Origin of the sequence: Robertmurraya korlensis (assembly GCF_023715225.1) — a bacterium.
In the GTDB taxonomy this organism is placed as follows: Bacteria; Bacillota; Bacilli; order Bacillales; family Cytobacillaceae; genus Robertmurraya_A.
This window is the reverse complement of the sequence record NZ_JAMBNS010000015.1, coordinates 40,999-67,745: the sequence shown is the minus strand read 5'-3', so window position 1 is coordinate 67,745 and position 26,747 is coordinate 40,999. Positions and strand designations below refer to the sequence as shown.

23 protein-coding genes and 1 other annotated feature are annotated in these 26,747 nt (G+C 38.2%); of the genes, 17 read left to right on the top strand and 6 right to left on the bottom strand.

Annotation, left to right across the window (positions count from 1 at the left end; genetic code table 11):
- Nucleotides 1–168 precede the first annotated feature (168 nt).
- The 7 genes from M3175_RS21420 (at nucleotide 169) to M3175_RS21390 (ending at nucleotide 4,345) form a co-directional block, all read left to right on the top strand.
- Complete coding sequence (locus M3175_RS21420; RefSeq protein ID WP_251523409.1) at nucleotides 169–432, top strand: metal-sensitive transcriptional regulator; 264 nt, start codon at nucleotides 169–171, stop codon at nucleotides 430–432.
- Between the two features lie 141 nt (nucleotides 433–573).
- Nucleotides 574–1,053: a DsrE/DsrF/DrsH-like family protein gene (locus M3175_RS21415; protein ID WP_251523407.1), complete on the top strand. Its 480-nt coding sequence runs from the start codon at nucleotides 574–576 to the stop codon at nucleotides 1,051–1,053.
- Nucleotides 1,054–1,127: 74 nt separating this feature from the next.
- The gene (locus M3175_RS21410; protein WP_251523404.1) at nucleotides 1,128–1,433 is read left to right on the top strand and encodes a rhodanese-like domain-containing protein; all 306 of its coding nucleotides are present in this window, start codon (nucleotides 1,128–1,130) and stop codon (nucleotides 1,431–1,433) included.
- A gap of 41 nt (nucleotides 1,434–1,474) precedes the next feature.
- Nucleotides 1,475–2,050: a sulfurtransferase TusA family protein gene (locus M3175_RS21405; protein ID WP_251523403.1), complete on the top strand. Its 576-nt coding sequence runs from the start codon at nucleotides 1,475–1,477 to the stop codon at nucleotides 2,048–2,050.
- A gap of 45 nt (nucleotides 2,051–2,095) precedes the next feature.
- Nucleotides 2,096–3,223, top strand: a complete 1,128-nt coding sequence (locus tag M3175_RS21400) for an MBL fold metallo-hydrolase (protein ID WP_251523401.1) — start codon at nucleotides 2,096–2,098, stop codon at nucleotides 3,221–3,223.
- Between the two features lie 22 nt (nucleotides 3,224–3,245).
- Nucleotides 3,246–3,473 carry a sulfurtransferase TusA family protein gene (locus M3175_RS21395; protein WP_251523399.1) on the top strand — a complete coding sequence of 76 codons (228 nt, stop codon included), beginning with the start codon at nucleotides 3,246–3,248 and terminating at the stop codon, nucleotides 3,471–3,473.
- A gap of 95 nt (nucleotides 3,474–3,568) precedes the next feature.
- A complete protein-coding gene (locus M3175_RS21390; RefSeq protein ID WP_251523397.1) occupies nucleotides 3,569–4,345 on the top strand; it encodes a sulfite exporter TauE/SafE family protein in 777 nt (258 codons plus the stop codon).
- Between the two features lie 152 nt (nucleotides 4,346–4,497).
- Here the strand turns inward: M3175_RS21390 and M3175_RS21385 are convergent, their stop codons facing one another.
- Nucleotides 4,498–5,403, bottom strand: coding sequence for a LysR family transcriptional regulator (locus tag M3175_RS21385; RefSeq protein ID WP_251523395.1), 906 nt, complete (start codon nucleotides 5,401–5,403; stop codon nucleotides 4,498–4,500).
- 230 nt (nucleotides 5,404–5,633) lie between these two features.
- Here M3175_RS21385 and M3175_RS21380 point away from each other — a divergent pair, with 230 nt between their 5' ends.
- The 3 genes from M3175_RS21380 (at nucleotide 5,634) to bcaP (ending at nucleotide 10,818) form a co-directional block, all read left to right on the top strand.
- Nucleotides 5,634–7,460, top strand: a complete 1,827-nt coding sequence (locus tag M3175_RS21380) for an assimilatory sulfite reductase (NADPH) flavoprotein subunit (RefSeq protein WP_251523393.1) — start codon at nucleotides 5,634–5,636, stop codon at nucleotides 7,458–7,460.
- A 24-nt stretch (nucleotides 7,461–7,484) separates the two neighbouring features.
- On the top strand, nucleotides 7,485–9,206 hold the full coding sequence (cysI, locus tag M3175_RS21375) for an assimilatory sulfite reductase (NADPH) hemoprotein subunit (protein ID WP_251523392.1): 1,722 nt from the start codon (nucleotides 7,485–7,487) through the stop codon (nucleotides 9,204–9,206).
- 220 nt (nucleotides 9,207–9,426) lie between these two features.
- Complete coding sequence (bcaP, locus tag M3175_RS21370) at nucleotides 9,427–10,818, top strand: branched-chain amino acid transporter BcaP (protein WP_251523383.1); 1,392 nt, start codon at nucleotides 9,427–9,429, stop codon at nucleotides 10,816–10,818.
- 43 nt (nucleotides 10,819–10,861) lie between these two features.
- Here bcaP and M3175_RS21365 read toward each other — a convergent pair whose 3' ends face one another.
- On the bottom strand, nucleotides 10,862–12,124 hold the full coding sequence (locus tag M3175_RS21365) for an ATP-binding protein (RefSeq protein WP_251523381.1): 1,263 nt from the start codon (nucleotides 12,122–12,124) through the stop codon (nucleotides 10,862–10,864).
- 158 nt (nucleotides 12,125–12,282) lie between these two features.
- Nucleotides 12,283–12,556 (top strand) — a binding site (T-box leader).
- Nucleotides 12,557–12,607: 51 nt separating this feature from the next.
- Here M3175_RS21365 and metG point away from each other — a divergent pair.
- The 7 genes from metG to M3175_RS21330 all read left to right on the top strand — a co-directional run bounded on the left by metG (nucleotide 12,608) and on the right by M3175_RS21330 (nucleotide 21,459).
- Nucleotides 12,608–14,227, top strand: a complete 1,620-nt coding sequence (metG, locus tag M3175_RS21360) for a methionine--tRNA ligase (RefSeq protein ID WP_251523379.1) — start codon at nucleotides 12,608–12,610, stop codon at nucleotides 14,225–14,227.
- Nucleotides 14,228–14,609: 382 nt separating this feature from the next.
- Nucleotides 14,610–16,022 (top strand): PTS mannitol transporter subunit IIBC, encoded by a 1,413-nt coding sequence (locus tag M3175_RS21355; protein ID WP_251523377.1) that lies wholly within the window; start codon nucleotides 14,610–14,612, stop codon nucleotides 16,020–16,022.
- A gap of 142 nt (nucleotides 16,023–16,164) precedes the next feature.
- Nucleotides 16,165–17,175, top strand: coding sequence for a DUF1646 family protein (locus M3175_RS21350; RefSeq protein ID WP_251523375.1), 1,011 nt, complete (start codon nucleotides 16,165–16,167; stop codon nucleotides 17,173–17,175).
- Nucleotides 17,176–17,518: 343 nt separating this feature from the next.
- The gene (locus M3175_RS21345; protein WP_251523373.1) at nucleotides 17,519–19,612 is read left to right on the top strand and encodes a BglG family transcription antiterminator; all 2,094 of its coding nucleotides are present in this window, start codon (nucleotides 17,519–17,521) and stop codon (nucleotides 19,610–19,612) included.
- Nucleotides 19,613–19,624: 12 nt separating this feature from the next.
- Nucleotides 19,625–20,062 (top strand): PTS mannitol transporter subunit IIA, encoded by a 438-nt coding sequence (locus M3175_RS21340; protein WP_251523371.1) that lies wholly within the window; start codon nucleotides 19,625–19,627, stop codon nucleotides 20,060–20,062.
- Nucleotide 20,063: 1 nt separating this feature from the next.
- Nucleotides 20,064–21,224: a mannitol-1-phosphate 5-dehydrogenase gene (locus tag M3175_RS21335; protein ID WP_251523369.1), complete on the top strand. Its 1,161-nt coding sequence runs from the start codon at nucleotides 20,064–20,066 to the stop codon at nucleotides 21,222–21,224.
- Between the two features lie 79 nt (nucleotides 21,225–21,303).
- Complete coding sequence (locus M3175_RS21330) at nucleotides 21,304–21,459, top strand: YpzG family protein (protein WP_119706330.1); 156 nt, start codon at nucleotides 21,304–21,306, stop codon at nucleotides 21,457–21,459.
- Between the two features lie 200 nt (nucleotides 21,460–21,659).
- On the opposite strand, the gene adhE is transcribed toward M3175_RS21330, so the two are convergent.
- From adhE to rodA, 4 genes are all read right to left on the bottom strand, one after another.
- A complete protein-coding gene (adhE, locus tag M3175_RS21325) occupies nucleotides 21,660–24,263 on the bottom strand; it encodes a bifunctional acetaldehyde-CoA/alcohol dehydrogenase (RefSeq protein WP_251523367.1) in 2,604 nt (867 codons plus the stop codon).
- A gap of 111 nt (nucleotides 24,264–24,374) precedes the next feature.
- A complete protein-coding gene (locus tag M3175_RS21320; protein ID WP_066059082.1) occupies nucleotides 24,375–24,602 on the bottom strand; it encodes a hypothetical protein in 228 nt (75 codons plus the stop codon).
- A 278-nt stretch (nucleotides 24,603–24,880) separates the two neighbouring features.
- On the bottom strand, nucleotides 24,881–25,315 hold the full coding sequence (locus M3175_RS21315; RefSeq protein ID WP_251523365.1) for a Dps family protein: 435 nt from the start codon (nucleotides 25,313–25,315) through the stop codon (nucleotides 24,881–24,883).
- Between the two features lie 124 nt (nucleotides 25,316–25,439).
- On the bottom strand, nucleotides 25,440–26,618 hold the full coding sequence (gene rodA / locus M3175_RS21310; RefSeq protein WP_251523364.1) for a rod shape-determining protein RodA: 1,179 nt from the start codon (nucleotides 26,616–26,618) through the stop codon (nucleotides 25,440–25,442).
- Between the last annotated feature and the right edge of the window lie 129 nt (nucleotides 26,619–26,747).

Here is a 26,747-nt window from a genome sequence, read left to right as displayed (position 1 = left end):
CCTAGTAACGCATGACTCAAATACCGGAGTCATGCGTTTTAAATTGAGGTAGTAATTTCCCAATTGACTTTATACCCATTGGGGTATAATATGTATTTATCGACAGACACTTAAGGAGGTATTTCAGATAGCTTTTGTAACCAATCTTTGTTAGAAGGAGGAAAGGATATGGAATACAATACTCAAATTCAAAATAGAGTAAAGCGTATGGAAGGACAGCTTAGAGGAATTTTACGAATGATGGAAGAAGATAAGGACTGTAAAGAAGTGATTACACAATTATCAGCCGTTCGAACGGCTGTAGATCGTACAATGGGTGTCATTGTAAGTTCCAATTTAGTTGATTGTGTACAAAAAGCTAATGAAAATGAAGAAACCAATGCTGAGGAACTGATTAAAGAAGCGGTTAACCTGCTTGTAAAAAGTAGATAAAAAAAGGTTGACATCAATGAGTCATCCATTTAATATTATACCCGTAGGGGTAAGTTGAATGCGATTTATATTTTTTTAAACAATAATATACCTATACGAGTATATGTAAATATATTAATTGAAAATCTAGGAGGTAACAGAATGTCAGAAAAGAAAAAAACTACGATTGTCTTATTTAGTGGAGATTACGATAAAGCAATGGCTGCCTATATTATTGCAAATGGTGCAGCAGCTTATGACCATGAAGTAACCATCTTTCATACGTTTTGGGGCTTAAATGCTTTACGTAAAGAGGAAAGTATGATGGTAAAAAAAGGATTCGTGGAAAAGATGTTCGAAAAAATGATGCCAAGAGGCGCAGATAAGATGGGATTATCTAAAATGAACTTTGCAGGAATGGGTCCAAAAATGATTAAAGGTGTTATGAAAAAACACAACGCGATGTCACTACCACAGTTAATTGAAATGGCACAAGAGCAAGATGTGAAATTAGTGGCATGTACGATGACAATGGATCTGTTAGGTCTTAAAGAAGAAGAGCTTCTTGAAAATGTCGAATATGCTGGTGTAGCTGCATATTTGGCTGATGCAGAAGATGGGAATGTGAATCTATTTATTTAATGGAAGAAAGGGGATTTTCCCCTATATAAAAGGCGGCATGAGTACCTGGATATAAGATAAGGGAGGAATCGACAATGAAAGCAATGACAGCAAAGGAAGTAGAAGCACTAGTAAACGAAGGAAAAGCGCTTGATATTATTGATGTTCGTGAAGTAGATGAGGTAGCAGCTGGGAAAATTCCTGGAGCAGTAAACATTCCATTAGGCCTTATTGAGTTCCGCATGCATGAGTTAGATAAATCAAAGGAATATATCATGGTTTGTCGTTCTGGCGGTAGAAGTGGAAGTGCTTCACAATTCCTAGAGAGCTATGGATACAAAGTCATTAATATGACTGGTGGAATGCTATCTTGGGAAGGTAAAACAGAAAAAAATTTTTAAAATAAAATATACCCTATGTGGTATAAAAATGGAGGTAACTTATGGAGAACTTAAAAGCAAATGTTACTCTTGATGCAAAGGGACTAGCATGTCCGATGCCGATTGTTAAAACGAAAAAAGCAATGACTGGTTTAGAAGCAGGTCAAGTATTGGAAGTACTGGCAACAGATAAAGGGTCAAAAGCAGATATTAAAGCTTGGGCTGAGAGCACTGGTCATCAGTACCTAGGTACATTAGAAGATGGAGACGTGTTAAAGCACTATTTAAGAAAATCATCTAGTGATGAAATGATCGAAAGAAAACATCCGAACATAGTGACAAATGAGGAATTACAGTCAAAGCTAGAAACAAATGAAAACTTGATGGTTTTAGATGTAAGAGAAACGGCAGAATATGCTTTTAACCATATTCCGAATGCGATTTCTATTCCACTTGGTGAGTTAGAAGATCGTATGAATGAATTAAACCAAGATCGAACCATCTATATTGTATGTCGTACAGGTAGCCGAAGCGATTTAGCTGCTCAAAAATTAGCTGAAAACGGATTTACTAACGTACTAAACGTGATTCCTGGGATGAGTCAATGGACTGGAACAACGGATCGTATCAACAATTAAGAATCAAAAAATTTTAAAATCGATTATACTCTAGGGGGTAAAATAATGACTGTTCAAGCAATGACGGCAAAAGAAGTGACGAAGAAAGTGTTTAATAAAGAAGCATTCTTCATCTTAGATGTACGCAATGAAGATGCATTTCAAGATTGGAAAATTGAAGGCGAAAATTTTGAATATCTAAATGTACCGTACTTTGATCTATTAGATGGGGTAGAAGAAATTCTTGATAAAGTACCTACGGATAAAGAGGTATTAGTTGTTTGTGCCAAGGAAGGTTCATCTATTATGGTAGCTGACATGCTTTCTGAAGCAGGACGTAGTGTGTCTTATCTAGCAGGCGGAATGAAAGCGTGGAGTGAACACTTAGAACCTGTTAAGGTTGGAGTCTTAAAAGACGGCGGCGAAATATATCAGTTCGTTCGTATCGGAAAAGGCTGTTTATCATACATGATCGTATCAAATGGTGAAGCAGCGATCATTGACTCTACTCGTATGACAGATACGTACCTTGATTTTGCAAATTCAATCGGAGCAAAGATCACTGAGGTATTTGATACTCACCTTCATGCCGATCATATTTCTGGTGGAAGAGTGATTGCTGAAAAAACAAATGCAACCTACTGGTTACCACCAAAGGATGCAACGGAAGTTACATTTACGTACCAACCATTAAAAGACGGCAATGTTGTAGAAATCGGAAATGTAAAAATCAATATCCACGCATTGTATTCACCAGGACACACAATCGGATCAACTTCCTTTATTGTAGATGAAAAATTCTTGCTTTCAGGAGATATCTTGTTCATCGACTCGATTGGAAGACCAGATTTAGCAGGTCTAGCGCAGGATTGGGTAGGAGACTTACGAGAAAGTCTATACAAGCGTTACAGAGAGTTATCTAAGGAGTTAATCGTACTTCCAGCTCACTTTATGATCATTGATGAGTTAAATGAAGATGGAAGTGTGTCAGAAAAGCTAGGAACACTATTTGAGAAAAACCATGGCTTAAATATTGCAGACGAAGATGAATTTAGAAGAATGGTAACGGAGAACCTGCCACCACAACCTAATGCATACCAACAAATCCGTGAAACAAATATGGGGAAAATCACTCCAGACGATGAGCAGCAACGTGAAATGGAAATCGGACCAAACCGTTGTGCGGTTCGATAAAACAATACTAGGAGGAATAGAAATGGAAGCAAATAAAGTATTAGACGCAAAAGGGCTGGCTTGTCCAATGCCGATCGTAAAAACAAAAAAAGCAATGAATGAATTAGATAGCGGCCAAGTGTTAGAAATTCATGCAACTGATAAAGGGGCAAAAAATGATCTGGCTGCATGGGCAAAATCAGGTGGTCATGAGTTAATCAAACACGAAGAAGAAGATACGGTTTTAAAATTTTGGATTAAAAAAGGCTGATGTATAAGGGAACCAGAAGGGGTTCCCTTTTTCTAGAAATGGCTTTAGAGCAAGAGTCATGGTAGGCGCTTTTGCTCTTCAAAGGGGGAAAAATGATGGATGTAGGATTTATTATCACCATCTTTTTAATTGGTTTTATAGGTTCATATATTTCAGGAATGCTGGGAATTGGTGGTTCAATCATTAAGTATCCGATGCTTTTATACATTCCACCTTTATTCGGTTTAGCAGCTTTTAGTGCTCATGAAGTAACAGGAATAAGTGCGGTTCAGGTGTTTTTTGCCACAATCGGTGGGGTGTGGGCTTACCGAAAAGGTGGCTTTTTAAATAAAAAGCTCATCATTTATATGGGAGCAAGTATATTAGTTGGTAGCTTTATTGGGGGCTTTGGTTCAAAGCTCATGAGTGAAGGTGGAATTAATGTCATATACGGGATTTTAGCGTTGATTGCAGCTGTGATGATGTTCATTCCTAAAAAAGGTCTAGATGATATTCCATTAGATCAAGTGACATTCAATAAATGGCTGGCAGCGGTCCTTGCATTTATCGTTGGGATTGGATCTGGAATTGTCGGAGCGGCTGGAGCTTTTCTTTTAGTACCAATCATGCTTGTGGTATTAAAAATTCCAACCCGTATGACCATTGCTTCTTCACTTGCCATCACATTTATCTCTTCTATCGGTGCGACTATTGGGAAAATTACAACCGGGCAAGTGGAATTTTGGCCATCTTTAATCATGGTCATAGCTAGTTTAATTGCCTCACCGCTAGGAGCGATGGCAGGGAAAAAAGTAAACACAAAGATTCTTCAAGTAGTTCTAGCACTACTGATTTTAGCAACAGCGGTAAAGATTTGGATGGATATATTGTAAAAAATAAGGAACAGAAAAGGTGCTTGTCCCAATTTTTTATTGAAGGACAGCACCTTTTTAATTGAAGACATCAAATGTGATCGCCTATTTTTCTGCATTTGTATATAAGTAAAAGCAGCAATTTAATTCCTTCTATTAGGAGCGAGCAATACTTAAATCAATTCAGAGCGGTATGGCCACATCTCTTGGAGGCTCGTAATAAAAAGTTCCACGTTCTTTTTCTTTTTCATCGTAGGAGAGTAGACATACGACAGTGTTCTAGGGAATTGAAAATCTTTGATACGGATGATGGCTAACTCTCCATTGTTGACTTCTTTATGAATCACGCTGTTAGATAAAAGTGAAAGACCCATGCCTTTACTTATTGTTTCTTTAATTCCTTGATTGCTACTAATAGATAGAAGGGATTGTACTTTTAACCCATTCGAACGGATTACGTGGTTTAGGTATTCCCGCGTACCTGATCCAACCTCCCTCGTCACCCATACTTGGTTTTGAAGATCGGATATGAATATATCTCTATGCATTGTTGCAAGAGGATGCGTATCAGATGATACAACAAAAAGCTCGTCCTTTAAAAAAGGGTGGACAGAAAGTTCTTTTTCGTTGGTTTGCCCTTCAATTAAACCAATCTCTACTTCATGCCTTTTAACGGATTGAACAATTTCCTTCGTATTCCCTATAACCACTTCAAGTTCTAGTGCCGGATGTTCCTTTTGGATGTCATAGAGAAGAGAAGGTAGAATGTACTCTCCAATGGTAAAGCTTGCCCCGATTTTTAAGGAACCTCTAACAGATGTTTGCAAGTCGAGGATGTCTTGTTTGGTCTGCTCATACATGCTTATTAACTGCTTGGCTCGATCATACAAAATCTCTCCAGAAGGAGTGATTTTTAGTTGTTTTGGAGAACGTATGAATAGTTTCGTTTGAAACTCGGTTTCTAAATTTTTAATATGTAAACTAACGCTTGGTTGAGACATGAGAAGGAGTTCAGCTGTTTTGGTGAAGTTCTTTACTTCCACTAGAGTAACAAAGGTCTTTAACTCATCAAAATACATACATGACCCTCCTTATTATTAGAAATATTAATAATTATAATCAGTTATATGTATTTTACCAATAGCCAAACTTGAGGTAAAGTAATTATCATAGAAGAGAAACCTGTAGTTATCGGTTTAAATATTAAAACCGACTTAACTTATTGGAATAATTAATATATAATTACACTTATGATATTTTGCGAATTTTGGGGAATTTAGTCTATTTATTTTTAGTGAGGTGGATTTCGTTGCAACTTCAGGTTATGAACAGCCCGTTTAGTCAGGAGCAGGCAGAGCTTCTTAACAAAATACTGCCAACACTAACTGAATCTCAGAAGGTTTGGCTTAGTGGATATTTAGCAGCAATTCAAGCAACACAAGCAACTACGATTTCAGAATCAGCTGCTGTTGCCCTATCAGTAGAGGCTTCCAAGCCAGTTTCGAAAGAAGTAACCATCCTTTTTGGTTCACAAACAGGAAATGCACAACGACTGGCTACCAAAGCAGGTAAAACGCTTGAAAGCAATGGTTTTCAAGTAACTGTTTCATCCATGAGTGATTTTAAGCCAAATAATTTAAAGAAATTACAAAACCTATTAATAGTTGCAAGTACACATGGTGAGGGGGAGCCACCAGATAATGCGTTGTCCTTCCATGAGTACTTACACTCAAAGCGTGCTCCAAAGCTAGAGGAGCTCAGCTATGCGGTACTATCTTTAGGGGATAGCTCGTACGAATTCTTCTGTCAAACAGGAAAAGAGTTTGATGAGCGCCTTAAGGAGTTAGGTGGTAAGCCACTAACTGAGAGAGTAGATTGTGATCTAGATTATGATGAACCAGCATCTGAATGGATTGAGAGTGTACTTTCGGCGCTAGGACAGGCTGGAAAGGCAGCAAGTCAAGCTCAGGTGACTGGAGGAGCAGTACAAGTTGCTTCAGAGGAATCTATTTATTCTAGAACAAACCCTTTCCGAGCCGAAGTATTAGAAAACTTAAATTTAAATGGTCGTGGATCAAATAAAGAAACACGTCATCTTGAGTTATCGCTTGAAGGTTCAGGATTATCGTATCAGCCAGGTGACAGCCTAGGAATTTATCCAGAAAACGAACCAGCGCTTGTGGAGCAAATCCTTGCTGAAATGAACTGGAATGCAGATGAAAAAGTGACTGTTAATAAACAAGGAGAAGTAAGAACGCTAAAAGATGCGTTACTTACCAACTTTGAAATTACGGTATTAACAAAGCCTTTAATGGAACAAGCAGCCAAGCTTTCTGTCAATCAGGAATTACAAGAGCTGGTGAAACCGGAAAATGTAGAAAAAGTAAGAGAGTATATTTATGGTCGCGATTTACTTGACTTGCTTCGAGATTTTGGCCCATGGACAGCTTCTTCTCAGGAGATTGTATCTATATTAAGAAAGCTTCCTGCACGTCTATATTCAATTGCAAGCAGTATCTCTGCCAACCCAGATGAAGTTCATTTGACAATTGGTGCCGTCAGATACGATTCACATGGACGTGAAAGAAAAGGTGTCTGCTCAATTCTAACAGCTGAGCGTCTACAAGCTGGGGATACGCTACCTATCTTTATTCAACATAATCCAAACTTTAAGCTTCCTGAAAACCCTGAAACTCCTATTATCATGGTGGGACCAGGAACAGGGGTAGCGCCATTCCGCTCATTTATGCAAGAACGTGAAGAAGCGGGTGCTGAGGGCAAGTCATGGATGTTCTTCGGTGATCAGCACTTTGTAACGGATTTCTTATATCAAACCGAATGGCAAAAGTGGTTGAAAGATGGCGTCTTAACAAAGATGGATGTTGCTTTTTCAAGAGACACGAATGAAAAGGTATATGTTCAGCATCGTATGCTTGAGCAAAGCAAGGAATTATTTGCATGGCTTCAAGAGGGAGCGGTCGTATATATTTGTGGTGATGAGAAACATATGGCACATGACGTACATCAAACATTAATTACTATTATTGAAAAAGAAGGCAGCATGGGTCGTGAAGAAGCAGAAAGCTATTTAGCTACAATGCAAAAAGAAAAACGATACCAGCGTGACGTATACTGAGTTTGAATGAAAGGAGTTTTAAGCATGGTGGAAGTGAAAGAAAATTTAAAAGCGCCTGAAGGCCCTCCTAGTGATGTAGAGGGTATAAAAGAGCGAAGCGATTACTTACGTGGAACGCTAAAAGAAGTAATGCTAGATCGAATCAGTGCAGGTATCCCAGAGGATGACAACCGATTAATGAAGCATCATGGCAGCTATTTGCAAGATGACCGTGATGTGCGCGCAGAACGACAAAAGCAAAAACTTGAACCAGCATATCAGTTCATGCTTCGTGTTCGACTGCCAGGCGGAGTGGCTACACCTGAGCAGTGGTTAGTGATGGATGACCTTTCTGAAAAATACGGAAATGGTACATTAAAATTAACCACTCGCCAAACGTTCCAAATCCATGGAATTCTTAAGTGGAATATGAAAAGTACCATTCAAGGCATTAACCAATCTCTGATGGATACAATTGCAGCATGTGGAGATGTAAATAGAAATGTGATGAGTACTTCTAATCCACATCAGTCAGAAATTCATACAGAGGTATATGAGTGGGGCAAGAAATTAAGCGATGATTTACTTCCTCGTACAAGAGCCTATCATGAAATTTGGCTTGATGAAGAAAGAGTGGCAGGAACACCAGATGTAGAGGTTGAGCCTATGTATGGACCACTCTACTTGCCTCGTAAATTTAAAATTGGGATGGCTATTCCTCCTGAGAACGATGTGGATGTATTTTCACAGGATCTAGGGTATATTGCCATCGTGGAAGAAGGAAAGCTTGTTGGATTTAACGTGGCTATCGGTGGCGGAATGGGAATGTCTCACGGTGATAAGACGACTTACCCTCAGCTAGCAAAAGTCATCGGCTTCTGTAAGCCAGAGCAAGTATATGATGTGGCAGAGAAGATTATTACTATCCAACGTGACTATGGAAATCGTTCTGTACGTAAGAATGCGCGTTTTAAGTACACAGTAGACCGTTTAGGATTAGAAAATGTGAAGCATGAGCTAGAAAACCGACTTGGCTGGAAGCTTGAAGAAGCAAAGCCTTACTCATTTGATCACAATGGTGATCGATATGGTTGGGTAAAAGGTTTAAAGGGGAACTGGCATTTTACATTATTTGTCCAGGGTGGAAGAATTGCTGACTTTGATGGCTATCCATTAAAAACAGGCTTACGTGAAATTGCGAAGGTTCATAAAGGAGATTTCCGATTAACAGCCAATCAGAACCTTATTATTGGAAGTGTGTCTGCTCAGAAAAAGAAAAAAATTACTGAGTTACTTGAAAAATACGGGTTAACGGATGGGAAACATCATTCAGCGTTACGACGTAGTTCAATCGCATGTGTGGCTTTACCAACCTGTGGTCTTGCCATGGCGGAAGCGGAGAGATATCTGCCAACTCTTATCGATAAGATTGAAGAAATCGTTGAAGAGAATGGGCTAAGAGATAAAGAAATAACGATTCGTATGACTGGCTGTCCAAACGGATGTGCAAGACACGCACTAGGGGAAATTGGGTTCATTGGTAAGGCCCCTGGGAAATACAATATGTATTTAGGTGCTGCCTTTGATGGAAGCCGCTTAAGCAAGATGTATCGTGAAAATATTGGAGAAGAAGAAATCCTTCGAGAGCTTGGTTCTATTCTTCCACGATATGCGAAGGAACGTAACGAAGGGGAACATTTTGGAGACTTTGTGATTCGTGCCGGCATTATTGAAGCAACAACAGATGGAACGAATTTTCACGCATAATTTTAGAAAGACCTTTATTCTATCGAGAACATTGGATAGAATAAAGGTCTTTTTTGTTTTGAACATAGAGAAATTTTTACTGGGCAAAATAGGATTAGAAATTTTGGAATCTGTTATATTACCATAATTTATAATTTACAATTAACAAACAATTATGTAAAATGGCTAAGGTGTATTCGCTATTTTTCGACAATTATTTCAATTTTCATAGGAGGATATAATGGATTTATTTCGTAAGAAACAAATAGGGAAATCAGTGTCTGAAAATTCCCTCAAAAGAGTACTAGGTGCATTTGATCTAACTCTACTAGGAGTTGGAGCCATTATTGGAACAGGAGTATTTGTTTTAACGGGAGTGGCTGCGGCTGAGTATGCAGGACCTGCACTGATTTTATCCTTTATTATTGCTGGACTCGCTTGTGCATTTGCAGCTTTATGTTACTCAGAATTCGCTTCTATGATACCTCAATCAGGTAGTGCATATACATATGGATATGTTGCATTCGGGGAATTACTTGCATGGGTACTTGGTTGGGATTTAGTGTTGGAATATGGATTGGCTTCGTCTGCGGTTGCAAGTGGTTGGTCAGGCTATTTCCAAAGTTTAATGGCAGGATTCGGATGGCATTTACCTACTTTTCTAACAAGTGCGTTTGATCCATCAAAAGGGACAATTGTAGATCTACCAGCTGTTATTATTGTTTTATTAGTGACCCTTTTATTAACAAGAGGCGTGAAAGAATCAGCTAAATTTAATGCCATCATGGTTGTGATTAAAGTAGCGGTTGTTCTCCTATTTATTGCTATTGGGGTATGGTATGTGGAACCAACAAATTGGCAGCCATTTATGCCATATGGAGCTTCAGGAGTCGTAGCGGGTGCAGCTGTCGTTGTCTTTGCTTATTTTGGATTTGATGCCGTTTCAACAGCAGCTGAAGAGGTAAAGAATCCCCAACGAAATCTTCCAATTGGGATTATTTCTGCTCTTGCGGTATGTACCGTCTTATATATCGCTGTTTCCTTAATCTTAACAGGGATTGTTCCGTTTAACCTACTAAACGTAAAGGATCCAGTAGCCTTTGCTTTACGATTTATTCAACAAGACTGGGCTGCAGGATTTATCTCGCTTGGAGCCATCGTAGGTATCACAACCGTACTAATTGTCATGATGTTTGGACAAACACGTTTATTTTATGCCATTAGTCGAGATGGGTTGTTACCGAAAAAATTATCAACGGTTCATCCGAAATCTCAAGTGCCTATAACAAGCACATGGGTAACAGGGGGATTAGTGGCCATTTTTGCAGGCTTTATTCCTTTAAACAAATTGGCTGAGTTAACAAGCATTGGAACATTATTTGCCTTCGCAACGGTATCTCTTGGAGTCGCTGTACTTCGTAAAACACAGCCAGATCTACATCGTCCGTTCAAGACCCCTCTTGTTCCTTTGATTCCTATCTTGGCAGTTGTTTTTTGCGTATATTTAATGCTACAGTTATCAGCATTTACTTGGAAAGGATTTTTGGTCTGGTTAGTCATCGGTTTAGGCATATATATTGGTTATGGGTATAGAAATAGTAAATTAAACAACCCTGAACCATCAGATTCATAAACAAAAGTCGGTTCAGGAGTGAACCGACTTTTTCTATAGATCGTTATGAAATTTTAGCTTCTGACATATGTGGTAGTCGAATGGAAATGGTTGTACCCATTCCTTTTTTGCTATCTATTTGTATCGTTCCTTTCATACTTTCTACTATTCGATAGACGACCATCATTCCAAGTCCTGTTCCTTTTAAGTCTTTAGTTGAAAAATAAGGTTCTCCTAGTCGATTTATTTGCTGGTGACTCATACCAACACCTTCGTCTTTTACGCTTATTAGTGTTGTTTTGTGTTCCTTGCTGCATGTAATTGTTAAAGCACCACCAGAAGACATAGCTTCGATTCCGTTTTTCATAATATTTACGATCACTTGCTGAAGAAGTCCAAAGTTCCCAGTAATTAAGGATGTATCTAAATTAGAGTTGATTTCCACCTTGTATTGTTTGGCCATTGGTTCGACTATCTGGATCGCTTGCTGAATAACCTGGTCAATCTCGAGGACTTCAATTTTTTCAGGAGTGGGTTTGGCAAAGGTTAAGTAATCTTTAATGATATGATCAGCCTGGTCAATCTCACTGATTGCCAAGGCTAAATACCCCTTTTCCTTCTCGGGAATTTCGTGTGACTCACTTAATAACTGTAAAAATCCTCGGCTAGATGTTAAAGGATTCCTTACTTCATGAGAAATGCTTGATGCCAAGTGGCTAGCAACCTCTGCTTTTTCACTCCGTATTAATCGTAATAATAATAAATGTTGATTTTTGATATGTTCGGCCATATATATAGCCAGTCCCATCCCAGCAGCTTGAATGCCTGAATACGCTAAAGTAAACGAAAGGGTAATGGGTGAATGAAACAAGAATTTCGATCCTGCCAATACCCAAATAGACATCACTAAAGAAAAAAAGACTTGTAGGGTGATTTTTTTTCCTAATGCGTATTGTTTAAATTTCTCCCTGATCGAAAAGGATATACAAACGAAAATAATGGCATTTGCTATGGCAAACCAGGAGTGGTCAAATCCATGAATAGCTATCCGTAAGACGATAATAAGTGCCAATAGCCATACACCTGTGTATTTGCTTGCATAAAGACAACCAAGAACCAGTGGAATGAATCTTAAGTCAAAAGGAATTCCACCAGGAAGCGTTAAGGGAAACAACATGCAAAGGGATATAGCAGAAGTTAGGGTAAAAAACATAAAAAACTCTAATTGTGTATTTTTTAAGTGATGCTTATTAACGGAGCCCTGAAAAAAAAGTAACGATACTAATATAATTAATAAATTGATAAGAAAATGTGTCATACTCTCCATGATTGCCTCCGAAAAGTTAGCTTTCTATTATTATAAAGGGTAGAAAGGGAAAAAGGGTTAAAATTAACAAAAATTAGGGATTATTGCCTAGGTATAAAGAGAGTGGTAAAACTGTTATTGGTATATTGTTACATTTACAGATTTTGTTTATAATATCTTTAATGGCGTAGAAGAGGAAAAGTAAAGTGTAGTGATTCTTTGCAGAGAGCTCCGGTTGCTGAAAAGGAGTAAGGATACGCATTTGAACAATGGCCTCGGAGCTACGAACTGAACCTGTCATTGACAGAAGTAGGAGTTGTCGGGAGTTGACGCCCGTTATCAACGTCACGGTATAAGAGTAGAGTTTTGGCTACTTTCGTACTTGCTGAGACTAGCAGTGTGAGCTGTTGGTGAATTAAGGTGGTACCACGGGAGTAAAGCCCTGTCCTTATCTTTATTAAGATACGGACAGGGCTTTTTTTATTTTAAAAGGAGGAATCTTAAATGAATGTGTTTATTGGGGGTGCCTGGCCATATGCAAATGGTTCCCTGCATATTGGTCATATAGCAAGCTTACTGCCAGGGGATATTCTAGCAAGATACTATCGTTTAAAAGGGGAAGAAGTTTTATATGTGAGTGGAAGTGATTGTAACGGGACACCTATTGCCATTCGCGCCATGCAGGATGGTGTGGAGGTAAGTGATATAGCCAACCGTTATCACCAAGAGTTTGCCGAATGCTTTACAAAACTAGGATTCTCTTATGATTGTTATACACGTACAGATACCGCACATCATGCTAGTGTGGTGCAGGACTTGTTTTTAAAGCTTGATATTAATGGTCTACTTTATACAAAAGAAGTTGATCAAGTTTATTGCGGTGTTTGTAATCAGTTTTTGCCTGACCGATATGTAGAGGGAAATTGCCCGACGTGTGGAGAACATGCCCGTGGGGATCAATGTGATTATTGTTCTGCGATATTAGATCCAGTCGAGCTTCATCATAAGACTTGTAAAATATGTGGTTCCTCACCTGTCATTAAGAAAACGGAGCACTATTACTTAGCATTAAGTAAGCTTCAAAGCCAAATAGAAGATTTAAAGAAGGATAGGGTAGGGGTATGGCGTGAAAACGCATTGCAATTAACCGAGAGATATTTAACGGAAGGACTGAAAGATCGACCTGCGACTCGTGACCTGCCAATTGGTGTTTCGGTTCCAATCAAAGGATTTGAACATAAAAAAATTTATGTGTGGATTGAAGCGGTATCAGGATATTACTCAGCAAGTCAGCAATGGGCGATTGATAATGGGGGAGCGATAGAAGGTTTCTGGAAGGAATCTACCCGAAGCTATTATGTTCATGGGAAAGACAATATCCCTTTCCATTCCATCATTTGGCCTGCAATCCAAATGGGGGCGGGCTTGGAGGCATATCCGAAGTATATCGTCTCAAATGAGTACGTAACATTAGAAAAAAAGAAGATCTCTACAAGCAAAAATTGGGCTATTTGGATCCCGGATCTATTGGAAAGGTATCATCCTGATTCCATACGCTACTTTTTAACCATTAATGCTCCGGAAAATCGTGATACGGATTTCTCCTGGCGGGAGTTTATCTATAGCCATAACAGCGAACTGCTAGGAGCGTATGGGAATTTCGTGAACCGTACTCTAAAGTTCATTCAAAACAAATTATCAGGAAAAGTTCCCCAATCGGCAATTGATACAAGAGTGCAAAAACATGTTGAATTACTTTACCATCAGGTAGGGGAAGCGATTGAGGCAGCAAGAATGAAGCAAGCACTAGAAGAGATTTTTGAGTGTATAAGATACGCAAATAAGTATTTTGATGAACAACAACCTTGGAGAGTGGAAGAGGAAAATCGGGATGCGACTATTGCTACATGTGTATTTCTTATAGTGAATTTTGCCCAATTATTACATCCCTTTCTTCCCCATTCTAGTGAGGAAGTTAGAAAAATGCTCCATCATTCTCAATTCTCTTGGAAAGTAATTACTAACTTCCCGTTGAGCGTGGAAAATGTTCATCCACTGTTTGAACGAATTGATATAAAGGCAATAGCCGAGGAAGGGGAAAGACTCCGCGCGCAGATTAAATGAATCTTGAATGTGAGCTATCTATTAATGCGTAGTTCAGTTTTTGTGGAGAACTAACAAATTTGCAGGCCGAATCGCATATGGTTTGGTCTTTTTTGATTCCCTTAATCAAAGTGCTTATCTAAGCATAGAAAATAACTCGTCCTGTCTGAATGAGCCTCGTATTCGGACAAACAAAGAGTCCATCGCGCTGGCACGGTCTAAATCAGCCTCCTATTCACTCCCTCTAGGAGAAACAATCAATATTGTTGACAATTCAATTATGACAACATGATTCATGACAAAATGCATTTTAGTTTGAATTGATTAGGTGTTGAAAACGCTTTATCATAAAGTTAGAAACAAGGACAAAAGAATTATATTTCTGAAAGGGGAATTATACTATATGTCTAATCAAGTAGCGCAAAAGTCGGATGTTCGTGTAAAAATCCAACGCTTTGGTAGTCATTTAAGTGGCATGATTATGCCGAATATTGGTGCATTTATCGCATGGGGGATTATTACGGCTTTATTTATTCCAACAGGCTGGTATCCAAATGAGGATTTTGCCAAGCTAGTTGGACCGATGATTACTTATCTTCTTCCATTATTAATCGGTTACACTGGTGGTAAGATCGTTTATGATACTCGTGGAGGAGTAGTCGGTGCCACAGCAACCATGGGTGTAATCGTTGGTGCAGAGATTCCGATGTTCCTAGGTGCCATGATTATGGGGCCACTTGGAGGATATCTCATTAAGAAGCTTGATGCCATAATCGTTCCAAAGATCAGACAAGGTTTTGAAATGTTGGTAAACAACTTCACAGCTGGTATTTTAGGTGGAGCGTTAACTTTAATTGCATTTAAAGTAATCGGTCCGGTTGTAGAAGGTTTAAACAAAGTGTTAGCTTCAGGAGTAGAAGCAATCGTTGATGCAGGGCTTCTTCCATTAGCAAATATTCTAATTGAACCTGCTAAGGTATTATTCTTAAACAATGCAATCAATCACGGGATTTTAAGCCCACTTGGTGTAGAACAAGCAGCAGACGCTGGAAAATCAATTATGTTCCTATTAGAATCAAACCCTGGTCCTGGACTTGGTATTCTTTTAGCGATTATGTTATTCGGTAAAGGTTCAGCAAAAAGAACAGCTCCAGGTGCGGTGATTATTCACTTCTTAGGGGGAATTCATGAGATTTACTTCCCATACATCCTAATGAAGCCTATGTTAATCCTTGCTGCAATCGCAGGGGGAGTGAGTGGAGTATTCACATTATCCATCTTTAACGCAGGTCTTGTAGCTCCTCCATCACCAGGAAGTATCTTTGCTTTAATGGCAATGACTCCAAAAGGTGGTCACTTAGGAGTACTACTAGGTGTACTTGTTGCAGCAGCGGTCTCATTCGCAGTAGCATCATTTATTCTAAAAGTAAGCAAAAACAACGAAGAAGAAGATTTAGAAGCAGCAACAGAGAAGATGCAAGAAATGAAAGGGAAGAAGAGCTCAGTAGCAGAAGCATTAGAAAACAAAGTGGACTATAAAAAGGTAAATAAAATTATCTTTGCATGTGATGCTGGAATGGGATCTAGTGCAATGGGAGCTTCTATTTTACGAAACAAAGTAAAAAAGGCAGAAGTAGAAGGGGTAGAGGTAGCGAATACATCTATCAATAATCTTCCAGCGGATGCTGACATCGTTGTAACGCATAAAGATTTAACGGACCGTGCCAAAGCTAAGCTTCCAAATGCCCATCATGTGTCTGTAGAAAACTTCTTAAATAGCCCTAAATATGATGAAATCGTTAATAACTTAAAATAATGAATGAACATGAACACCCCTAATCACAGTCTATGGTTAGGGGTGTTTTATGTTTGAACTAAAAGGCAAGTTTGTCCCAGACAGAGCATATATATATAACTCCTTTAAAAAGGAAATATCCTATTGGAGATGAAGTGGAACAATGGTGTTGTGGTTGATAATCATCTTTTTGTTAGTATTACTTTTACCATTAAGGATAAAGGTTGTTGAGAACAATATTGAATTATTTATTTTTATTATGGGTACGATTACTGCAATCACTAGTGGAAGTTGGAGCAGAGAGCTATTCTTAAAAGCTGCAAGTAATCCGATTGGGATTACCATTGCTGTATTACTTGCATCTTTGCTTTTAAAGTGGTTTCACCGCAGTATCGACAGATTCATCAATCGATTGTTACTTGCGTTATCTTTTAGATGGTGCATAGCTTTAACTGTGATTACCATGGGTTTAGTATCAAGTATTATAACGGCGATTATTTCTTCTCTCCTCTTGGTAGCAATTGTCACTTCAATGAGGTTAGATACAAAATCAACAGTGCGTTATGTGGTCCTTTCCTGTTTTAGTATTGGACTAGGCGCAAGTTTAACACCTGTAGGTGAACCTGTAGCAACAATAGCCATTAACAAATTAGGAGAGGATTTCTTCTACCTATTCAATTTATTAGGACCGATTATTATTCCATTAATCATTTTATTAGGTGTATTGGCTGCTATTTTAGTTAAAAAGCCAAAGCATCTACACGAATTCAGAGAGGCGCAAATTAACAATGAAACGTATGAGGAAGTTTTTTATAGAGGAATCAAAATATATTTGTTTGTGATGGGCTTAACATTACTAGGATCGGGGTTTAAAACCGTAATTGATCTCTATATCATTCATTTAAACACACCCTTGCTGTACTGGATTAATACGGTTTCTGCTGTTTTAGATAATGCTACTCTTGCAGCGGCTGAAATGAGTCCTCAGATGGGAGAACAAAAGGTAAGAGCCGTTCTATTGGGTCTGCTGATTAGCGGAGGGATGTTAATACCAGGGAATATTCCTAATATCATAGCTGCGAATAAACTGGGAATCTCAAGTAAGGAATGGGCATATTTTGGAGTGCCTGTTGGATTGGTTATAATGATGATTATTTATGCTTTTTTATTATAAGAGGAAGCGGGGCCTAGAATAAATCTGGGCTCCTTTTTTTAAAAAGATAAGTATGAGTTCTTGGACTTTGAGCGGTGTCTAGCTCCAGCGCCTAGCTCCTCGGGGTCATAAGCCAAAGCCCTACAGAGGTCAGGACCTCTTTCGTTCTTCGTCTTATGCCTGTCGGAGCTTACCAAGGCGCTTGCGCTTTTCTTTTGAATTTATTTAATTTTGTCAACAAATACTATGACGAATGTGTATTTGTAAACGGTTGTTAACCGTTATTTGCAAGAGTATCATTAAATATGTAAATGTCTTTATTTTAAAATTGTCAGTAAGTTGGACTCTTTAGGAGTTGATGGTCTTGTATATTACAGCGAGAGAAAGAAAAATTCTCGAGGTGATACTTCTTAGTGAAGAGGAAACGACCGTGAGTAGTATTGCCAAAATACTTAATGTGAGTTCTAGGACGGTACATCGTGATTTAAAAGGAGTCGAAGAAATACTAAAGTCCTACGATTTGTCACTTTCAAAGCAATCTGGGGTTGGAATTCTCGTCAAAGGAAGTAGTGAAAGCAAAGAGAAGCTAAAATTATTCTTATTTAGTGCTTCTCATAACGAGTACACTCCAGATGAACGACAAACCATTATTCTCTCAAGCTTACTGGAGAGCTTAGAACCGGTGAAATTGGTTGTCTTAGCAAGTGACCTAAATGTCACGATTGCAACAGTAAGTAATGACCTAAACAAAATTGAAGAAAAAATCGAACCGTTCGGTCTATCTCTTATTCGGAAGAGAGGATATGGAGTAGAACTGTCTGGATTAGAAACAGCTAAGAGAAAAGTCATGAGCAGTCTGATTTTAGATCACCTGGATGAGTTTGAATTTATTTCTTTTATCAGGGAGAATATCCAAAAACGTTCTGCTATGGATATGGACACAGCAACCGACCGATTACTTGGATTGGTTGACAAAAAGAAGCTGATTATCATTGAAAGTATCATTGATGACGTAAAAAAGGAACTGCCTTACCCAATCGCTGATAGCGCATATATCGGTTTGGTTGTCCATCTAGCTCTTGCCACAGAAAGGATTCAACAAGGTGTGGAGATCGTGTTAGATGACAGATTCCCTGAGCAGCTTGTGTCAACAAAAGAGTATAAGATTGCTGAAAAAATTGTTTCAGGATTAGAAACTGCCTTTCAAATATCTGTTTCTCAAGGGGAAGCAAGTTATATTACGATGCATCTATTAGGAGCAAAGCTGAGGAATGAACAAGGAGATATTTTCGAAGAAACGGCGGTTCAAGTCGGATATACCGCTCAAAAGCTCATCCAGTATGTTGGGAACAGGATGGGATATCATTTTGAAAATAATATTGATCTTTACCAAGGTTTAATTGCACACTTGCGTCCTGCTATCTATCGAATGAAGCAGCATATGAAGATTAGTAATCCATTGCTTGAGCGGATTATGGAAGATTACCATGAACTATTTAGCATGATTCAAGATGGGGTTGAAATTGTTTTTCCTGACTTCAAGGTTCCAAAAGAAGAAATAGGGTTTCTTGTTATGCATTTTGCTTCTGCCATGCTAAAGGGAGAAGAAAATAAGCAAATGAATGGCCTGGTCGTATGTTCGAGTGGAATTGGAACATCAAAGATTCTAGCAACCAAAATTCAAAAAGAATTGCCTTGGTTAAAAACAAAAAATGTTTCACTATTTGATTTTGAGCAGATCAACCCTGAGGAGTATTCGATTATCATTTCGACAGTTCCTTTAAAGGATTATCAAGGTCAGTATGTTCTTGTAAGCCCTATCCTTTCTCAGGCGGAAATTGAAAGAATAAAGCAGTCGGTTCGAGTCGATCTTCCCGATCATCCGAAAAATGAGATAAACTCCAGTCTAAAAAATGATGCAGGGAAAGATTTTTTTGCGAGAATTCAACGAAACAATCGTTTTACATCAGCAGCGATTGACATACTCTCTGGTTATTTTATTCAAAAACTGAGAGGAGATTTTTCGGTTGCAACAGCTTTATTGGCCGCATGTGAAACACTTCAACAGCAAGGGATCATTAACGATGCTGAAAAAGTTGTTAATCACTTAGCGGAAAGAGAAGCATTAGGTGGACTTGGAATCCCTGAAACCACTCTCTCGCTTTACCATACCAGAAGTACTGAGGTGACTAAACCCTCTTTCACTATGTATGAACTTGAAAAACCCGTGAAAGTGAGTGCAATGGATGGGACAGAGATTTTTAATAAACGAATTCTCCTAATGTTATCACCACAAGAAGCAAGCGAGGAGTCACTAGAGATACTCAGTCAAATCAGTGCTTCGATTATCCGAAATGAGGACTCGATACACCTGTATGAGAGTGGAGAAAAGGATGCCCTTTTTGGTTATCTATGCAACGAGATAAGAGATATTTTTGAAACAAAAAATATTCACTAAGGAGTGGACAATATGTCAGTACAAATTTTAACAGCAGGAAATATCCAATTAAATGTAACTTTATCAACAAAAGAGGAAGCGATTAGAAAGACAGGACAAATTCTTGTTGATAAAGGGTATGTTGAAGCGTCATATATCGAGAAAATGCTTGCTAGAGAAGAATTAACTTCCACATACATGGGGAATTTTGTGGCTATCCCACATGGCACAGAGGATGCAAAGGATATGGTTAAGCACTCAGGTATCTCCATCATTCAAGCTCCAGAGGGAGTGGATTTTGGTGGAGGGAATATGGTAAAGGTTCTTATTGGGATTGCAGGAAAAAATAATGAACACTTAGATATTTTATCAAATATCGCCATCGTTTGTTCGGAGGAAGAAAATATCGAGAAACTTGTTCAGGCTAAAACCGAAGAAGAAATTTTAAGTTTATTTGCTGAGGTGAACTAATATGTTGGCACTACATTTTGGTGCGGGGAATATTGGCCGTGGGTTTATCGGTTTGTTATTACAACAATCAGGCTATGAGGTTTGCTTTGCCGATGTGAATGCAGAAATCGTTGATTTACTTAATGAGCGTAAAGAATACAAAGTTGTATTAGCAAATAAGGAACAAACAGAGACAACGGTAACAAACATATCTGCTATCAACAGTGCAATAAATGGCGAATTAGTTGAAGAGGCAATTGTTCAGGCAGATCTGATTACCACTGCAGTGGGACCGAATATTTTAGCGATTATTTCACCGATGATTGCTAAAGGATTGAAAAAAAGAGCCGCTATTACAAACAAGCCGTTAAATATCATCGCATGTGAAAATATGATTGGCGGGAGTGCTTTTCTCAAAGAGAAGGTATACGAGCACCTGACTGAGGAGGAAAGAAATAGCTTTGATTCACTATACGGATTTCCAAATTCTGCGGTCGACAGAATTGTTCCGAACCAATCGAATGACGACAAGCTCTTGGTTAAAGTAGAGCCATTCTTTGAATGGGTCATTGAACAAACGGCTTGGGTAGGAGAAAAGCCCTCTATTGACGGAGCAACACTCGTGGATGATTTGGCACCATTTATTGAGAGAAAGTTGTTTACAGTCAATACAGGACACGCAGCTATTGCGTATGTAGGTTCTGTATATGGGTTTCATCCAATAGCAGAAGCGATACAAAATGATCAAGTGAATCAGATTGTTTCGGGAGCATTGCAAGAATCAGGGAGAGTGCTTGTTAAAAAGTATGGATTTTCCAATGAACAGCATCAAGCGTATATTCAGAAAATTATTGGTCGATTTAAAAATGAATACATTATTGATGATGTGAAAAGAGTGGGGAGATCACCTCTTCGAAAGCTAGGTATTCACGACCGTTTGTTTGCGCCGGCTGTTGAATATTTCAACGAGTTTCACGAAGCTCCAGTTAATCTATGTAAAGTCGTTGCAGCGGCATTATTATTTACATCAAATGATGATCAAGAAGCGCTTGATCTTCAAGAGAGTTTGAAGAAAGATGGAGTTCTTGCGGTATTAACGAGGTTAACAAATTTAGACCCTAATCATTCCATTATTCAGACGGTTGTAGAGGAATATAAGCAATTCCAAAATCAGCTATCATAATTATTAGGTAAAAGTGAAAAGCTATAATAGATATTCCTCCGAATATCAGCACGTATCCTGACCAATGAGGTGATTTGAGATGAGTTTTAGAGATCATTTGGATCAACATTCTCAACTTTTTTGTCACACGTGGACGAGACGAAAGCATGCTAGTAGTTCTCAAGTGAATGGAGAGACTAGAAAGTCGCAGGCAGAAATTATTCTGGCTAAGAATGCAAAGGCTCATCGCTGGTAAGGAATTGTTTGATGATATGAGGAAAAAGGAATAGTGGTTAGTGTTACTAACCCAAAAGAGAGGGAGCCGCCTAGGTTCTCTCTCTTTCAATATGGAAATGGAATACATAAAATAACCCATCCCGGGGAGAGGGATGGGTCACTATTGATTAATTGGAGATAGGGGAATCTCCTAATGGAAAACACTTTTGGACTTAACGGTTATACACCTTTGAATGCTTCACGGTAAATTGCTGCTAATTCTGTTACTAGCGGTAATTTAGGGTTAGCTGTTGTACATTGATCCTCAAAGGCACGCTCAGCAAGGTAATCTACTTTTGCTTCAAATGCTTCTTTTGTTACTCCATTAGCTTCAATACTCATAGGGATTTCTAGCTCTTTAGCAAGCTTGATAACTGCTTGGATTAAGCTTTCAACACCCTCTTCAGTTGTACGAGCAGGAAGACCTAAAGTTCTTGCGATTTCAGCATAACGCTGGTCAGCAATAAAGTTCTCGTATTTAGGGAATGCAGCAAACTTAGTTGGTTTTGTTGCATTATAACGAATTACGTGTGGCATTAAGATAGTGTTAGAGCGTCCGTGAGCAATGTGGAATTCTGCACCAAGCTTATGTGCCAAGCTGTGGTTAATTCCAAGGAATGCGTTAGCAAATGCCATACCCGCAATGGTTGAAGCATTATGCATTTTTTCACGTGCTACTGCGTCACTGCCATCACGGAAAGCTCTTGGCAGGTATTCGAACACCAGTTGTATAGCTTTCATTGCTAATCCATCTGTATAGTCGTTAGCCATTATAGATACATAGGCTTCGAATGCGTGAGTTAATACGTCCATACCTGTATCAGCAGTAATGACCTTAGGAACAGTCATAACAAACTGTGGATCGATAATCGCTACATCTGGAGTTAACTCATAATCTGCTAATGGGTACTTAATGTTGTTTACCTTGTCTGTGATAACAGAGAAAGATGTTACTTCAGAACCTGTTCCAGATGTTGTTGGAATCGCAACAAACTGAGTTTTTTCACCTAACTTAGGATACTTAACAACACGCTTACGAATATCTAAGAATTTTTGTTTTAATCCAAAGAAGTCTGCATCTGGGTGTTCGTAGAATAACCACATACCTTTTGCAGCATCCATTGCAGAACCACCACCAAGTGCAATAATTACATCTGGTTGGAATGCTGCCATAGCTTCTGCACCAGCCATAACTGTGTCGATAGATGGATCTGGCTCAACTGCTGAAAATACTTCAACATGAACTAGATTTGGACGTTGACGAAGGTAACGAGTCACGATGTCAACATATCCTAGTTTTACCATTCCAGGGTCAGTAACGATAAATGCTCTTGAAACATTTGGCATTTTAGCTAGGTATTGAGTAGAATTTTTCTCGAAATAGATTTTAGGTGGAACCTTAAACCATTGCATATTATTATTCCTCTTCGCTAACTTTTTAATATTTACAAGATGGATAGCTCCTACGTTTTGAGATACAGAGTTTCCACCAAATGTACCGCAACCAAGTGTTAATGAAGGCATAAATGCATTATAGATGTCGCCAATTGCACCTTGTGAAGAAGGAGCATTAACGATGATACGACCAGCCTTCATACGAAGTCCAAATTCCTTCATTACTTCTTCATTTGTTGAGTGAAGAACAGCTGAGTGACCAAGTCCACCGAATTCTAGCATTTCTTCAGCACGTGTTAAACCTTCTTCTAAGCTGTTTACCTTAAAGCAAGCTAGTACAGGGCTTAACTTTTCACGAGAAAGTGGAGATTCAGGTCCAACTGTCTTAAGTTCAGCAATAAGAATCTTAGTATCTTCTGGAACTTCTACTCCAGCAAGCTGTGCAATTTTCGCAGCAGGCATCCCTACGATTGTTGGATTTACTGCACAAGTATTTTCATTAATAACTAGCGCCTCAACCTTTTTCTTTTCTGCTTCATTTAAGAAGTAGCAATTGTTAGCGATAAGCTCTTTCTTCACTTCATTGTAGATTTCTTTATCAATAATAACGGCTTGTTCAGAAGCACAAATCATACCATTATCGAAAGTCTTAGAAAGGATCAGGTCATTTACTGCACGCTTGATCTTAGCAGATTTTTCAATATAGCAAGGTACGTTACCAGCACCAACACCAAGAGCAGGTTTTCCTGAACTATAAGCGGATTTAACCATTCCAGGGCCGCCAGTTGCTAAAATTAGTGAAATACCAGGATGCTTCATTAATGCCTGAGTCGCTTGAACAGATGGCTTTTCTACCCATTGAATACAGTTTTCAGGTGCTCCTGCTTTCACTGCTGCATCACGTAAGATACGAGCTGCTTCACTGCTACATTTTTGTGCAGATGGGTGGAAGGCAAAGATGATTGGGTTTCTTGTTTTAATAGAAATTAAAGATTTGAACATAGTTGTTGATGTTGGGTTCGTAACCGGTGTAACCCCAGCAACCACTCCAACTGGATCAGCGATTGTATAAACACCTTCATATTGGTTGTCATCAATAATTCCAACGGTTTTGTTATTCTTAATATTGTTGTAAACATATTCAGTTGCAAAAATATTTTTGATCATTTTATCTTCAAAAACTCCGCGGCCTGTTTCTTCTACCGCTAGTTTCGCTAAAGGCATATGTTGGTCAAGTCCAGCAAGAGCCATTTCTTTTACAATGTCATCAATCATTTCTTGTGTAAAACCTTGGAATTCTTTCAACGCTTTTTGACCTTTTGCAACTAACTCATCAATCATGTTTGCTACTTCTTGATTTTCAGTTAGTACTTTTTCTTCAACTGCCATGTTAAAGACCTCCGTTTAAACAATTTAGTTTGTGAAACATTTCACATTCGTTAGTAAAAAAATATAAACTTGAAGTATTGCAAGATGTATAGGTAAACGCCTAAATGGACGTTACGCGCAAACTGGATTTCTAGGGATCTTCTCGAAAGAAATATCTGAAATATATTTAGAACAGCTCTTTACGATGACTACATAGTTAACTGTCCAAATGAATGCTGGAAGGCTTTCATTTTCTTTAAACATCATTGACTCGAATTCATCTCCAATAACTTCCTCAAAAACTTCTAGTGTATAAGTCTCAGTGTCTGTAGAAAAGTTCTTCCATTCGCATACCATCATGTTTATCACCCCTAATGTTTTTCTTGAATTAAATATAACACATAAAAACAATAATAGTTTGTGAAATATTGAACAAAGTATGAACAATGATTTTTCCCTTACAACGATTAAAAAAGACTGTATTTACTGGGATTATAAGTAAGGATATATAAAATTCTCATCATTTATTGAAAACGCTTACAATGAAAATGATATATTAATATAATTTTAGTTGGATGAGGTTTTTATTAAAAAAGAAAGCCAGCGACATTTGTCACTGACTTTTTCTTCTTGTAATATTATTCTCCTAAGTAAGCAGTTAACATCCAAATATGTGTATCAAGTGATTCGATGAGTCCTGTTGCCATATCGTTCGTGATGATGTCTTGGTTTTCTTCAGCTAGATTAGCTAATGAAGCAAGTTCTTCCTTTATATGTTTGTAGTCTGCAACAAGAGCAGCTACCATTTCGCTAGCTTTTGTTTCATTATTTGTCTCAACGAGTGTAGCTGTTTCTAAATATTCCTTCATGGTAGCTACTGGCTGACCACCGATGGCTAATAATCGTTCTGCCAATTGATCAACTACTAAACCAGCTTCATTATATAATTCCTCAAACTTTGCATGTAGGGTAAAGAATAAAGGACCTTTTACATACCAGTGGAAACGGTGAAGCTTCGTGTATAAAACATTCCAGTTTGCAATTTGTTGATTTAATTGAGTTTGTAATTCCATAATAAAAATCCTCCTTGAGTTATTGTATGAATAAATTATAACATATATTAAATTATAATCAATACTTATTTATAATTATTATAAATAAGTTAATAGTAAAAATGAGGCTAACCTAGTGTTAGCCTCATTGCTTTTCTTCCGATCCAAACATATAAGTTTTTTTGTGGTAATGAATGCTGAATATTAAACCCATCGCAAACATATTGCCCATTAATGAACTTCCTCCATAACTGACGAAGGGGAGAGGAATGCCCGTAATTGGCAGAACTTGAATCGTCATTCCTACATTTTGGAAGACATGAAAGGTAATCATTGAAATAACTCCTGCACAGATATAGGTGTTAAATGGATCTTTCGCATCTAAGGCAGTCTTTGTTAAATGGTAGATTAATATAAAGAAAAGACCAATAACGATGCTAGCACCTACAAATCCATATTCCTCACCAATCACACTAAAAATAAAATCGGTATGACTCTCAGGTATGTATACTTGTCTCTCGCCAAAGCCCTTTCCGGTTAATAATCCGGAACCAATCGCTCTTAAAGAATTATAAAGATGATATCCCGACCCTGCTTGGTAGTTGTCAGGGTCAATCCAGGAGTAAATTCTATTGAACTGGTATGTTTGGACGTTTAAGTATTTTACAAGAACCTCTGGTGCCCAAACCACATAATAAATAATGATTGCTCCAAGGAGCGAGCCAAGTCCATAAATGGCTAGAATAATTTTCCATGTAATTCCTGATACAAAAATAAGTCCAGTAAATATAGCTACAATAACTAAGCTTGTTCCTAAATCAGGTTGCTTCATGATTAACGCTAGTGGAAGAGCTGTAGATAAGCTCATTTTAGTGAAAAGCCAAAAATCCGATTGAAAGGTTTTCTTTATGTATTTTTCATGGTGAGAGCTTATGACCTTACTAAGGGAAAGGATGAGAAAGGCTTTCATAAATTCCGAAGGCTGAATCGTACCAAAACCCGGAATTTGAAACCAGCTATGTGCTCCATTTCTTTCAGGTGCAATGCTTTCGGGGGCAATAATCAGAGCGAAAAGCAGAAATATGCCGAACCCGTAAAGATACCAGGAAAGCTTTTTATATTGATCGCTATCAAAAAACATAACGACTGCCACAATGATGATTCCTACCACATACCAAAATATTTGCCTAACAAAATAGTTTTCATTGTACTGTCCTGTCGTTTGAGCACTATAGATAGATAAGCAGCTTACTAGAAACAATAAAAACAAAATAAGACTTAAGGTCCAATCAAACTTTTCTGTCGGTTTTTTAACAACTTCCATTTATCTGCACCTAATTCCCTCTTCTATTTACAATTTTATCCTATCAAACAAAAATTCCTCATTCAAGATATGCATGAAAGATTATGTTCATTCTTTATCATAGTTCTTTTTATATAGACGAAGAGATCT

Bases quoted from the DNA above. Each gene is read 5' to 3' on its own strand.
- M3175_RS21420 (WP_251523409.1), top strand. From the start codon at position 169: ATGGAATACAATACTCAAATTCAAAATAGAGTAAAGCGTATGGAAGGA.
- M3175_RS21415 (WP_251523407.1), top strand. From the start codon at position 574: ATGTCAGAAAAGAAAAAAACTACGATTGTCTTATTTAGTGGAGATTAC.
- M3175_RS21410 (WP_251523404.1), top strand. From the start codon at position 1,128: ATGAAAGCAATGACAGCAAAGGAAGTAGAAGCACTAGTAAACGAAGGA.
- M3175_RS21405 (WP_251523403.1), top strand. From the start codon at position 1,475: ATGGAGAACTTAAAAGCAAATGTTACTCTTGATGCAAAGGGACTAGCA.
- M3175_RS21400 (WP_251523401.1), top strand. From the start codon at position 2,096: ATGACTGTTCAAGCAATGACGGCAAAAGAAGTGACGAAGAAAGTGTTT.
- M3175_RS21395 (WP_251523399.1), top strand. From the start codon at position 3,246: ATGGAAGCAAATAAAGTATTAGACGCAAAAGGGCTGGCTTGTCCAATG.
- M3175_RS21390 (WP_251523397.1), top strand. From the start codon at position 3,569: ATGGATGTAGGATTTATTATCACCATCTTTTTAATTGGTTTTATAGGT.
- M3175_RS21385 (WP_251523395.1), bottom strand. From the start codon at position 5,403: ATGTATTTTGATGAGTTAAAGACCTTTGTTACTCTAGTGGAAGTAAAG.
- cysI (WP_251523392.1), top strand. From the start codon at position 7,485: ATGGTGGAAGTGAAAGAAAATTTAAAAGCGCCTGAAGGCCCTCCTAGT.
- bcaP (WP_251523383.1), top strand. From the start codon at position 9,427: ATGGATTTATTTCGTAAGAAACAAATAGGGAAATCAGTGTCTGAAAAT.
- M3175_RS21365 (WP_251523381.1), bottom strand. From the start codon at position 12,124: ATGGAGAGTATGACACATTTTCTTATCAATTTATTAATTATATTAGTA.
- metG (WP_251523379.1), top strand. From the start codon at position 12,608: ATGAATGTGTTTATTGGGGGTGCCTGGCCATATGCAAATGGTTCCCTG.
- M3175_RS21355 (WP_251523377.1), top strand. From the start codon at position 14,610: ATGTCTAATCAAGTAGCGCAAAAGTCGGATGTTCGTGTAAAAATCCAA.
- M3175_RS21350 (WP_251523375.1), top strand. From the start codon at position 16,165: ATGGTGTTGTGGTTGATAATCATCTTTTTGTTAGTATTACTTTTACCA.
- M3175_RS21340 (WP_251523371.1), top strand. From the start codon at position 19,625: ATGTCAGTACAAATTTTAACAGCAGGAAATATCCAATTAAATGTAACT.
- M3175_RS21335 (WP_251523369.1), top strand. From the start codon at position 20,064: ATGTTGGCACTACATTTTGGTGCGGGGAATATTGGCCGTGGGTTTATC.
- M3175_RS21330 (WP_119706330.1), top strand. From the start codon at position 21,304: ATGAGTTTTAGAGATCATTTGGATCAACATTCTCAACTTTTTTGTCAC.
- adhE (WP_251523367.1), bottom strand. From the start codon at position 24,263: ATGGCAGTTGAAGAAAAAGTACTAACTGAAAATCAAGAAGTAGCAAAC.
- M3175_RS21320 (WP_066059082.1), bottom strand. From the start codon at position 24,602: ATGATGGTATGCGAATGGAAGAACTTTTCTACAGACACTGAGACTTAT.
- M3175_RS21315 (WP_251523365.1), bottom strand. From the start codon at position 25,315: ATGGAATTACAAACTCAATTAAATCAACAAATTGCAAACTGGAATGTT.
- rodA (WP_251523364.1), bottom strand. From the start codon at position 26,618: ATGGAAGTTGTTAAAAAACCGACAGAAAAGTTTGATTGGACCTTAAGT.